The sequence below is a fragment of the Methylopila henanensis genome (assembly GCF_042681025.1).
Taxonomy (GTDB): Bacteria; Pseudomonadota; Alphaproteobacteria; order Rhizobiales; family Methylopilaceae; genus Methylopila; species Methylopila henanensis.
The window spans coordinates 55,872-66,855 of sequence record NZ_JBHUER010000003.1 but is presented as its reverse complement, the minus strand read 5'-3'; the positions used below and the strand labels follow the sequence as shown (position 1 = coordinate 66,855).

Genomic DNA, 10,984 nt, shown 5'->3' with positions numbered 1-10,984 from the left:
ATGAGCTTCACCCTTATCCAGCAGGCGACGCCCCGTCTGCACCGTTCCGAGCTGGCCGTGCCGGGTTCGAACCCGACCTTCATGGAGAAGTCGGCGCAGTCGAAGGCGGACGTGATCTTCCTCGACCTCGAGGACGCCGTCGCTCCCGACGACAAGGAGCAGGCGCGCAAGAACATCATCCAGGCCCTGAACGAGATCGATTGGGGCTCCAAGACCATGATGATCCGCATCAATGGTCTCGACACCCACTACATGTACCGCGACGTGGTGGACATCGTTGAGGCCTGTCCGCGCCTCGACATGATCCTGATCCCGAAGGTCGGCGTGCCGCAGGACGTCTACGCGATCGACGTGCTCGTCACCCAGATCGAGCAGGCCAAGAAGCGCGAGAAGAAGATCGGCTTCGAGGTGCTGATCGAGACCGCGCTCGGCATGGCGAACGTGGAGGCGATCGCGACCTCGTCGAAGCGCCTCGAGGCGATGTCCTTCGGCGTGGCGGACTACGCCGCCTCCTGCCGCACCCGCACCACCGTCATCGGCGGCGTGAACCCGGACTACTCCGTGCTCACCGACAAGGACGAGGCCGGCAAGCGCGAGACGCACTGGCAGGACCCGTGGCTGTTCGCCCAGCAGCGCATGCTGGTCGCCTGCCGCGCCTACGGCCTGCGTCCGATCGACGGCCCGTTCGGCGACTTCTCCGACCCGGAGGGCTACCTCTCGGCCGCGCGCCGCTGCGCCGCCGCCGGCTATGAGGGCAAGTGGGCGATCCACCCGTCCCAGATCGAGCTCGCCAACGACGTGTTCACCCCGTCCGAAGCCGAGGTCACCAAGGCCCGCCGCATCCTGGAGGCCATGGAAGAGGCCGCAAAGGCCGGCCGCGGCGCCGTGGCGCTCGACGGCCGCCTGATCGACATCGCCTCCATCCGCATGGCGGAGGCGCTGATCGAGAAGGCCAACGCCATGAAGGCCGCCTGATCTTCAGCCGATCCGGCACATGAGCGAGGGCCGGAGGCGCAAGCTTCCGGCTCTCTGCGTTTTGATGATCACGACGACCGCACGTGATCGTGTCGCAGGACCAGCGGCGGATAGCGACATGGTGGGCGTCGCACGCGAAGTCCTCGCGAGGACTTCGGCCCAGTTTTGAACAATTATCAATTAGCCCACTGAGTCTTGAAGTGGGCGCGGGCTCCGCTTATTCCGGCTGCATTCCACGTTGTTGTGGCCGGTCACGGAGGCAAGCACTTGGCGCTGTTCCATTTCGCGCGCGCGGCGCGCACGTCCGCCCTTATCGCGGCCGGCGCGGCTTTCGCTCTCGGCTGCGCCTCGTCCGCCTTCGCCGCCTCCGGCGTCGCGCTGGAGCTCAACCGCTTCGAGCCGCGCGACAAGGCCTGCCGGATCTCGCTGGTCGCCAACAACACCACCGACAAGGCGCTCGACAGCCTCAAACTCGATCTCGTGTTCTTCGACAAGGAGGGCGTCATCGCCCGCCGCCTCGCGGTGGAGGCCGGCCCGCTGCGCGCCTCCAAGACCACCGTCAAGCTGTTCGAGGCCACCGAGATCGCCTGCGGCGACGTCGGCCGCGTGCTTCTGAACGACGTCACGAGCTGCGGCGCCGGGACCGGCGAGGACTGCCTCGCCCTCGTCGGCGTGACCTCCCGCGTCAAGGACGTGGAGTTTTCGAAGTGAGACTCGCCGCCGCGTTCCTCGCCCTCGCGCTCGCGGCCGGCGCCGCGGCCGGCCCTGTCGCCGCGCAGCAGCAGCAGGCGCCCTCGCCCGCGCAGACGCTGCCGCCCGCCGACGAGGTCCAGGCCGTCGAGCCCGGCCAGCCGCTGCCCGCGCCGTCGACCGCCCAGCCGGCCGCAGGCGCGCCCGAGGCGGCGCAGCCCGACGCGGCGGGACCGGCGGGACAGCCCGCCGGCGCCCCCTCCGCCATGGCCGTCGACCCCAAGACCGTGCCGCACGACCTGTCGCCCTGGGGCATGTTCATGGCGGCGGACTGGGTGGTGAAGGGGGTCATGATCGGCCTCGCCTTCGCCTCCGTCGTCACCTGGACCATCTGGCTCGCCAAGTCGCTTGAGATCGCCGCCGCCACCGCGCGGGTCCGCGCCGGACTGCGGGCGCTCGGCGGCGCCCGCTCGCTCCACGACGCGCAGCGCGCCTTCGAGAACCGCCGCGGCGCGATCGCCTCGTTCGTGGCCGCCGCCGAGGCCGAGATGGACGCCTCCAGCGACGCGCTGATCGCCGAGGGCGTGAAGGAGCGGCTGGCCTCGCATCTCCACCGGCTGGAGATTCAGGCGGGCCGCAAGCTCACCATCGGTACCGGCCTGCTGGCCACGATCGGCTCGACCGCGCCCTTCGTCGGCCTGTTCGGCACGGTGTGGGGCATCATGAACTCGTTCATCGGCATCTCGAACGCGCAGACCACCAATCTCGCGGTCGTCGCTCCCGGCATCGCCGAGGCGCTGCTCGCCACCGCGATCGGCCTCGTCGCCGCGATCCCGGCGGTGATCATCTACAACGTGTTCGCCCGCGCCATTACCGCGCACCGCGCCCAGCTCGCCGACGCTTCGCAGGCCGTGCAGCGGCTCGTCAGCCGCGACCTCGACCGCGCCGCGCTCATGCCCCGGCGCGCCAAGGCGGCGGAGTAAGGCCCGATGGCCGCGCGCATCGACGAGAGCGGCGGGGACGACCTCGTCGAGACCCACGAGATCAACGTCACGCCGTTCATCGACGTGATCCTGGTGCTGCTGATCATCTTCATGGTCGCCGCGCCGCTCGCGACCGTGGACGTCGGCGTCGACCTGCCGGCCTCGACCGTCAAGCCGCAGCCGCGTCCCGACAAGCCGGTCTATCTGACGGTGAAGCAGGACCTCGCGCTCGCCATCGGCAACGAGACGCTGCCGCGCAACGCGGTCGGCGCCGCGCTCGAGAAGGCGACCCAGGGCGACCGCGAGCAGCGCATCTTCCTGCGCGCCGACAAGACGGTGCCCTATGGCGAGCTGATGGCGGTGATGAACGACATGCGCCGCGCGGGCTACCTCAAGATCGCGTTGGTGGCGATCGAAAGCGCTGGCGGCGATGGCGCACGCTGACGCGCTGACGCTGCTCTCCGACGATCGGGGAACGGCGCGCGACATCGCGCGCTGGACGCTCGCCGGCGCCGTGATCCTCGCGGCGCACGCGGGCGTCTGGGTCGTGCTGCAGAACGCCCCGCCACCCGCCGGCGTCGAGGCCCCGCCCGCGATCGAGATGGATCTGGTGCCGCCGCCGTCCGGCGAGGCGCAGACCGCCGACGCCGGAGCGTCGGCCGCGGAATCCCAGGCCTCGGCCGAGTCCGCCAACGATGCGCCTCCGGAAGAGACCGAGAAGGTCGAGGACGAGCCCGAGACATTGCCGGAGCTGACCACCGACGAAACGCCTCCGCCGCCCGAGGAGACCGTCACCGCCGAGGCCGAACCCGAGCCGGTCGAAGCGCTGGAGCTCCCGCCGGACCTCGTCGAGGTTCCCGACGACGTGACCCCCGCGGTCGCTCTCCCGCCCGAGGACATGGTCGTCGCGAAAGAGGAAGAGCCGGAGCAGCCGAAGCCCGTCGCGAAAAAACCGGAGCCGAAGCGTCCGGTCGAGCGCCGGCGCGAGCCGGAGCGCGACCAGGCCCGCAGGCCGACCCGCCAGCCGCCGCCGGCCGTCAACAGCGCGGCCCAGCGCGCCGGCGGCGCCTCGGGCGTGGCGAGCAATTCGGGCGCGGCGCGGGCCGCGGCGGCCGATTACAGCCGCCGCATCTCGGCGCTGCTCGCGGCCAACAAGCGCTATCCCGCGGCGGCGCAGGCGCAGCGGCTGCAGGGGCGCGGCTCGATCGCCTTCACCGTCTCGCGTTCGGGCGGCGTCAGCGGCGTATCGGTCACCTCGAGCACCGGGCATTCGATCATCGACGCCGAAATGCAGGCGACCGTGCGCCGCGCGGCGGGCTCGTTCCCGCCGTTCCCCGCGGACATGCCGGGCGCGAGCAAGCGCTTCACGGTTCCGATGTCGTTCACCGTGCCGCGCTGAGCGGCCGGGCTGACGTCAGGCGCGCGGCCTGTCGCGAAGCGGCAGGCTTCGGAGCGCCGTTCGTTCGCATCGCACCGGACGTCTTGGATCCGGCTTGGCCGGACCTTCCATGCGCGGCGTTTGAGTTGGGTCCTCCGGAAACTCGAAGGTTTCGAGTTTCCGTCTCGAAGTGGTTCAGATCGGCAAAAGCCGATCTGAACGCAAGCCGGAGGACGACGAGCGGGTATGGCGTCGCCCAATCGGACGACTGACGATCCTTAGGCCCGCGCCGCAGACGTCCCCGCCGCAGGCTCCGACCGCGCCACGGCCGCGGCCTCGACGGCCGGCTCCGCTTTCGGCTCCGCCTCCGCGCGGACGCGCGACTTGGTCGGGTCGTAGTGAGGGAAGGCGACCACGGTCGCCGGAATCCGCTTCTGCTGGCCGTCGAGCTTGCCGATCTCCACCGCCGTCCCGAGTTCGGCGTAGGTCACGTCGAGGCGGGCGAGCGCGATGGTCTTGCCGAGGATCGGCGACCGGGTCGCGCTGGTGACGACGCCGATCTGGGCGCGGCCCACATGCACGCAGTCGCCATGGCCGATATGCTCGGCTCCTGTGACGTCGAGACCCACGAGCTTCTTCGACGGCGTCTCGCGGCGGCGCTTGAGCGCCTCCGCGCCGACATAGGGGTCGGTCTTCTCCTTCGGCACGGCGAAGCCGATGCCGGCTTCGAACGGGTCGGTCTGGTCGCAGAATTCGTAGCCGGCGAAGGCGAGGCCGGCCTCGATGCGCAGCATGTCGAGCGCCTTCAGCCCGAGCGGCGCGATCCCGTGGGGCTCGCCCGCCGCCATGATGGCGTCCCACACCTCCGGCGCCCTGTCCGGGTGGCAGAACACCTCATAGCCGAGTTCGCCGGTGTAGCCGGTGCGGGAGACCACGACCGGAATCCCGGAAATCTTGCCGACGGTGAAGCGGAACCACTTCAGCTCGGCCACGGTCGGCTGGTGCGCCGGGGTGACGACGATGGCCTCTAGGATCTCGCGCGAGCGCGGGCCCTGGACGCCGACATTGTGAAGCTGGTCGGTCGAGGTCTTCACCCAGGCCTTGAGGCCGTGCTTCGCGGCGAGCTCCCGCAGGTGGACGCCGCAGTAGTCCTCGCCGCAGATCCAGCGGAAGTTGTCCTGGCCGAGACGGAACACGGTGCCGTCGTCGATCATGCCGCCGTGGTCGTAGCACATGGCGGTGTAGACCACCTGGCCCACCGCGAGCTTCTTCATGTTGCGGGTGACGGCGAGCTGCATCAGCGCCTCGGCGTCGGGGCCCAGCACCTCGAACTTCCGCAGCGGCGAAAGGTCCATGATCGCGGCGCGCTCCCGGCACGCCCAGTACTCGGCGATCGGCCCCTCGTCGGAGTAGCAGTCCGCGAGCCAGAAGCCGCGGTACTCCACGAACTTGCGGGTCAGCGCGGCGGTGCGCGGGTGGAACCCGCTTTCGCGCGTCAGGCGCGGCTCGGCGTCGGGCGTCATGCGGTGGGCGATGCCTTTGGAGAAGTTTTCCGACGCGTCGTAGACGCGCACGTGGATGTCGGTGGGCTCCCAGGCGTTGGCGACGTCGATGTCGTCCGCGCAGGAGGAGGAGGAGCAGACGAGGTCGGTCAGCGCGCGCAGCAGCACGTAGTCGCCGGGCCGCGACCACGGCTCGTCCATGGTGATGCCGTCGTCGGCGCCGACGACCGTGTTGAAGAAGAAGTTGATCGCCGGCCAGCCGGCGCGCGGCTCGATCCCGTAGGGCCTGAGCGCGCGGTTGAAGTTGTCGGTGCAGTTGTCGTGGCCGGGATAGCCCATGTCCTCGTAGTACTTGGCCGAGCACGCCAGCAGGAAGGCGTCGTGCCGCCCGACCGTGTCGCGCACGATCTCGACCAGCGGCGTCATGCGCGCGTCGAAGTACTTCGAGTGCAGGCCCGGGCCGGGATTGGCGGTGCCCATCAGCGTGCGGGTGACGGTGGGATCGAGACCGAACTCCTTGCCGCGCTCCAGCGCCGCGGCGTCGAAGGCGAGGAAGTCGGAGCACTGCTTGCCGTCGACGTCGATGATCTGGATGTAGTCGCCGGCCTTCACGCGGTAGGCCTCGGCGGTCGCGGCCCGCACGCGCAGGTCGAGCTTCGGCTCGGCCAATGGCTGAGGCGCCACCCCGCGGTTCGGGGCGTTGGTCGCGATTTCGAGCTTGAGGTCGGTGGGCGGCGTCTGCTCGTCGGGCGCCATGGCGCCGCCCGCCGGGATCAGCGCCACGACGGAGTCCGCCGAAGCTTCGAAAGCTGCGACCGCGCCGGGCGCCGTGTCCGTCGACAGCAGGCGGAAGCCGGCGAAGCGCGAGACGTCGACGCCGCGAGCCGCGAGCGCCGCCTTGGCGGCGCCCGCCGCCTCCGCGTCGTCGTCGGACACCTCGGCGAAATCGCCCGAAAGCGCGCCGGCGCTCGCGAAGATCAGGCCGGGCTGGCGCCCCTCCGGATCAACCACGCGGCAACGGTCGCCGGCCGCGAGGTCGAACACCAGCGCCTCTCCGCCACGGGCGACGAGCGTGGTGAGGCGGACGGGATGCGGGGCGGGCGAGGCGTCCATTGATAGTCCCTCGGAAAATTGAGGCGTCCTTGATCCCTCCCCGCGCGTCAGCGTGGAGAGGGTGGCCTTGGCGAAGCCAAGGTCGGGTGGGGTCTCAGGCGTGGGGCGCAACCTAGCGCGATCCCCACCCGACCCGGCTGACGCCGGGCCACCCTCCCCTTTCAAAGGGGAGGGATCAGAAAGACTCCGTCACTCCGCGGCCTGGCTCGCGGGCTGGTTCAGGAAGGCCTCCAGCGAGTCGTCCATGGCCAGCATCCAGGTGGTGTGGTGCGAGGGGGCCATGGTCCCGGTGATCACCGAAGGATAGGCGCGGTCGCGGTAGGTGAGGATGCCCTCGACCTTGTGGTGCTCCCACTCCTTGAACAGCTTCGCCACGGTGTCGACGTCGAGATGCGGGTAGTCGGTCGGCTCCAGCAGCTCGCGCACGTAGTCGGTCTGGAAGTCGATCATCTGGTCGGCGCCGGCGAGCTCGCCGTTGCGCGCCACCCAGGCCTCGCTGTCGGCGTGCATCGTGTCGTAGTCCGGCAGCGCGATGCGCCCGAGCACCACGTCGCGGGCGTACCACGCCTGCGCGTCGAACATGTTGAAGGTGTAGAACTGGTCCTGCGCGCCGATGTACATCAGTTTCGGGTTCTTCTCCCAGAAGATGCCCTTGTAGATGTTCGGCGGATAGAGGCTCGTGCGCGTCTCCAGCCGCAGGTCGTCCGGCAGGAACGGGTAGTGGTTGAGGTAGCCGGTGCAGAAGATGATCGCGTCGACGTCTTCCGCGGTCGAGCCGTCCTTGAAGTGGCAGGTCTTGCCGACGACCTTGGTCAGCAGCGGCTTCTCGGAGAAGCTTTCCGGCCAGTCGAAGCCCATCGGCCTGGTGCGGTAGCTGAAGGTGATCTTCTTCGCCCCGTACTTGTGGCACTGGGTGGCGATGTCTTCCGCCGAATAGCTCGATCCGATCAGCAGCACGTGCTTGCCGGCGAACTCGTCGGCGCAGCGGAAGTCGTGGGCGTGCAGCACGCGGCCGAGAAACTTCTCAACGCCCTCGAAGGTCGGCACGTTCGGGGTGGAGAAATGGCCGTTGCAGACGAAGACGTAGTCGAACTCTTCCGTCACGCGCTTCTTCGCGGCGAGGTCCGTGACGGTGACCGTGAACGTCTCGGTCTCGGCGCTCCACTCCACGTCGCGGACGGCGTGGTTGAACTTGCAGTATTTGCGCACGCCCGAGCGCTCGACGCGGCCGGCGATGTAGTCGTGCAGCACCGCGCGCGGCGGATAGGACGGGATCGGCCGGCCGAAATGCTCCTCGAAGGAGTAGTCGGCGAACTCGAGGCACTCCTTCGGGCCGTTGGACCAGAGGTAGCGATACATTGAGCCGTGGACGGGCTCGCCGAACTCGTCGAGACCGGTGCGCCAAGTATAGTTCCAGAGCCCGCCCCAGTTGGACTGCTTCTCGTAGCAGACCATTTCGGGGACCTCGACGCCCGCGGCGCGGGCGGATTCAAATGCGCGGAGCACGGCGAGCCCGCTCGGCCCCGCCCCGATGACTGCGATCCGTTTGCTCAAGACATTCCCCTCGACGGTCCGATTGATCGGTTTATGCTGCGTCGGTCCGCCCGGGCGGCGTGAGCGACCCGTGCGTTGTGCCGGGATGCTCCGCGATCCTTTCGTGGGTGTCAATCAATTTTCTTCGGACGAAAGTCAGACGGTCCCGCTCCGGCCTTTCAGAAGCGGAACGCGGCCAGCCGACCGGCCGCGGCGTCGAGAGTGGCGTCGTGCTTGGCGAAGCAGAACCGCGCCACCGTCGTGACCTTGTCCGAGGCGTAGAAGGCTGACACCGGGATCGCCGCGACGCCGGCCTCCCGCGCCAGCCGCTCGCAGAAGGCGGCGTCGTCGGTCACGCCGAGCGGGGCGACATCGACATTCAGGAAGTAGGTTCCGGCCGAGGCCAGCGGCGCGAAGCCGGCGGCGCGCAAGGCCGCCGCGAAGCGGTCGCGCTTGGCGCCGAGCGCGGCGCGCGCGTCGAGGAACCAGGCGTCGTCCTTGCCGAGGCCGTAGGCGACCGCCTCCTGCAGGCTGGGCGGCGTGGTGAAGGTCAGGAACTGGTGCGCCCGCGACAGCGCCCGCATCAGATGCGGGGCGGCGCAGACCAGCCCGACCTTCCACCCGGTCATGGCAAAGATCTTACCCGCCGAGCCGATCTTGACGGTGCGGTCGCGCAAGGCCGGGACTGCGAGCGCGGAGACATGCGCGCGCCCGTCGAAGGTGACGTGCTCCCAGACCTCGTCGGAGATCAGGACGGCGCCCGAGCCTTCGAGCGCGCCGGCGAGCGCCTCGAGGTCTTCGCGGCCGTAGACGGCGCCCGCCGGGTTCAGCGGGTTGTTCAGCACCACCGCCTTGGCGCGGGGGCCGATGGCCGCGCGGATGGCGTCGACGTCAAGCCGCCAGTCCGGGGGACCAAGCCGCACGAAGCGCGGCGTCGCGCCGGCGCGCAGCGCGAGCGGCAGATAGGCGTCGTACATCGGTTGGATCAGCACGACCTCGTCGCCCGGCTCGACCAGCGCCAGAAGGGCGCCGGCGAGCGCCTCGGTCGCGCCGGACGTGACCATCACCTCGCGCTCGGGATCGAGCGACACGCCCTGCCAGCGGGCGTAATGGGCCGCGGTGGCCTCGCGCAGTCCGGCGAGCCCCATCATCGGCGGGTACTGGCTCCAGCCGTGAAGCGCGGCCTCGGCGGCCTTCGCCCGCACGTCCTCGGGGCCGGGGTCGTCCGGAAAGCCCTGGCCCAGATTGATGGCGCCGGTCTCGCGGGCGAGCCGGGACATCGTCTCGAACACCGTGACCGGCAGCGCGTCGAACACCGGATTGAAGCGGGTCGGGGGCATGATGCGAAGGTCGACTTTCAAACCGGCCGGGCGGGCCGGCGCCTAAAGCACACATTCATAACGATTATATATACAATCTACCAAACTGATCATGTTTTATATTGACATTGGGCCGGCCCACTACGAAAGTACAGCCCGGCGTTGCGCTGGGTGGCGATCCGGCTTTCGGATCGCGACGCTTCACGCGTCGCCAAGGGGCCTCGGGAGACATCCCGTTTCGCCGCCCTAGGGCCTGCAGGCTCCAGAGGAAGCGTCATGACGACATCGCTCAAACGTCCGACCTGTCGACGCTGACCAGACGGGCCATGTTGCAGCCCGTGCATATACACGCAAAACGCGAAACATTGTTCCAAAGAACTTTTGCGGGAGCCGCCGACGCCCGATAGGGTGGCTCGCTCCGAGGACGCCCCATGAACGCCCCCATGCTCGCTGCGAGGCTCGCCGCTCCCGTCGTCCCGTCCGCCGCCGTCGTGCGGATCAAAGACGTGCGACTCGCCTACCGAGCCGCGGACGGCTCCGACGTGTTGGTGCTCGACGGCGTGAACCTCGAGGCGGCGCGCGGGGAGATCCTCGCCGTGATCGGCCGCTCCGGCGCCGGCAAGTCGGCGCTGCTGCGGCTGGTCGAAGGCCGCGAAACGCCGGATTCCGGCGAGATCGAGCTTGCGGGCGAGAGCCCGACCATCGGCGTCGTCGCGCGCCATGGCGGCCTCGACGCCAAGCGCACGCTGGGGGAGAACCTCGCGGTCCGGCTGCAGGCGGCGGGCCACGACGCGGCGACCATCGCGCGCGAGGTCGACCATGCGCTCGAACTCGCCGACCTCGCCTCCGCGCGCGGACGCCATCCGGCCCAGCTCTCCGACGGCGAGCGCCGCCGCGCGGTCTTCGCCCGCGCGCTCTGCGGCGCGCCCGACGTCCTGCTGCTCGACGAGCCGACCGCGGGCCTCGACCCCGAGAGCGCGCGCACGCTGCTGTCCGCCGTCGCGCGCGCCAGCAAGGAGCGCGGCGCGACCGTGCTGCTCGCGAGCCACGACATGACGGCGGTGGCCGCCATCGCCCACCGCGTCGCGATGCTCGACGGCGGCCGCATCGTCGAGGAAGGGCCCACCGCCCAGGTGGTGGCGCGGCCGAAGCGCAGCGTGACCCGCCGGTTCGCGGCCGCGGTCTCCGGCGCCGCGCTGCCCGCCTTCCTCAAGGAGAAGCTGTCGCAGGAGCCGACGCCGCGCGGCAAGGCGCTGCTGCGGCTCGCCTTCGAGGGCCCGGCCGCCACGCGGCCGGTGCTGACGGAGGTCGCGCGCGAACTCGGGTTCGATCTCGGCATCGTCGCGGGCTCGCTCGGCGCGCTGGGCGGCCAGCCGTTCGGCGTGCTGATCGTCGCCGCCCCCTCCGACGAGCCGTACTACACCGCCGCGGTCGAGCGGCTGGAGGATGCGGGCCTCGGCGTCGAGAAGCTGGGCTTCGTCGCCTGACGCG

At 70.0% G+C, this 10,984-nt stretch carries 8 protein-coding genes and 1 pseudogene; 6 read left to right on the top strand and 3 right to left on the bottom strand.

Features of this window, described 5'->3' with window-relative positions; genetic code table 11:
- The 5 genes from ACFSCV_RS04955 to ACFSCV_RS04935 all read left to right on the top strand — a co-directional run bounded on the left by ACFSCV_RS04955 (nucleotide 1) and on the right by ACFSCV_RS04935 (nucleotide 4,047).
- Complete coding sequence (locus ACFSCV_RS04955) at nucleotides 1-975, top strand: HpcH/HpaI aldolase/citrate lyase family protein (RefSeq protein ID WP_378797584.1); 975 nt, start codon at nucleotides 1-3, stop codon at nucleotides 973-975.
- A 267-nt stretch (nucleotides 976-1,242) separates the two neighbouring features.
- Entirely contained in the window at nucleotides 1,243-1,686 is a 444-nt protein-coding gene (locus ACFSCV_RS04950) for a hypothetical protein (protein WP_378797583.1), read from the top strand.
- Entirely contained in the window at nucleotides 1,683-2,648 is a 966-nt protein-coding gene (gene exbB, locus ACFSCV_RS04945; protein ID WP_378797582.1) for a tonB-system energizer ExbB, read from the top strand. The genes ACFSCV_RS04950 and exbB overlap by 4 nt, the downstream gene beginning before the upstream one ends.
- A gap of 6 nt (nucleotides 2,649-2,654) precedes the next feature.
- A complete protein-coding gene (gene exbD, locus ACFSCV_RS04940) occupies nucleotides 2,655-3,092 on the top strand; it encodes a TonB system transport protein ExbD (RefSeq protein WP_378797581.1) in 438 nt (145 codons plus the stop codon).
- Nucleotides 3,079-4,047 carry an energy transducer TonB gene (locus ACFSCV_RS04935; RefSeq protein ID WP_378797580.1) on the top strand — a complete coding sequence of 323 codons (969 nt, stop codon included), beginning with the start codon at nucleotides 3,079-3,081 and terminating at the stop codon, nucleotides 4,045-4,047. The genes exbD and ACFSCV_RS04935 overlap by 14 nt, the downstream gene beginning before the upstream one ends.
- A gap of 347 nt (nucleotides 4,048-4,394) precedes the next feature.
- On the opposite strand, the pseudogene ACFSCV_RS04930 reads toward ACFSCV_RS04935, so the two are convergent.
- The 3 genes and pseudogenes from ACFSCV_RS04930 to ACFSCV_RS04920 form a co-directional block, all read right to left on the bottom strand.
- Nucleotides 4,395-6,641: pseudogene (locus tag ACFSCV_RS04930) on the bottom strand (DUF1989 domain-containing protein); the annotation flags it as partial.
- Between the two features lie 189 nt (nucleotides 6,642-6,830).
- Nucleotides 6,831-8,195, bottom strand: a complete 1,365-nt coding sequence (locus ACFSCV_RS04925; protein WP_378797577.1) for an NAD(P)-binding domain-containing protein — start codon at nucleotides 8,193-8,195, stop codon at nucleotides 6,831-6,833.
- A 158-nt stretch (nucleotides 8,196-8,353) separates the two neighbouring features.
- Nucleotides 8,354-9,514 carry an aminotransferase gene (locus ACFSCV_RS04920; RefSeq protein WP_378797575.1) on the bottom strand — a complete coding sequence of 387 codons (1,161 nt, stop codon included), beginning with the start codon at nucleotides 9,512-9,514 and terminating at the stop codon, nucleotides 8,354-8,356.
- Nucleotides 9,515-9,924: 410 nt separating this feature from the next.
- Here ACFSCV_RS04920 and ACFSCV_RS04915 point away from each other — a divergent pair, with 410 nt between their 5' ends.
- Nucleotides 9,925-10,980 carry an ATP-binding cassette domain-containing protein gene (locus tag ACFSCV_RS04915; protein ID WP_378797573.1) on the top strand — a complete coding sequence of 352 codons (1,056 nt, stop codon included), beginning with the start codon at nucleotides 9,925-9,927 and terminating at the stop codon, nucleotides 10,978-10,980.
- Nucleotides 10,981-10,984 lie beyond the last annotated feature (4 nt).

Excerpts from the sequence above, each read along its gene's own strand:
- ACFSCV_RS04955 (WP_378797584.1), top strand. The coding sequence starts at position 1 with ATGAGCTTCACCCTTATCCAGCAGGCGACGCCCCGTCTGCACCGTTCC.
- exbD (WP_378797581.1), top strand. The coding sequence starts at position 2,655 with ATGGCCGCGCGCATCGACGAGAGCGGCGGGGACGACCTCGTCGAGACC.
- ACFSCV_RS04935 (WP_378797580.1), top strand. The coding sequence starts at position 3,079 with ATGGCGCACGCTGACGCGCTGACGCTGCTCTCCGACGATCGGGGAACG.
- ACFSCV_RS04920 (WP_378797575.1), bottom strand. The coding sequence starts at position 9,514 with ATGCCCCCGACCCGCTTCAATCCGGTGTTCGACGCGCTGCCGGTCACG.
- ACFSCV_RS04915 (WP_378797573.1), top strand. The coding sequence starts at position 9,925 with ATGAACGCCCCCATGCTCGCTGCGAGGCTCGCCGCTCCCGTCGTCCCG.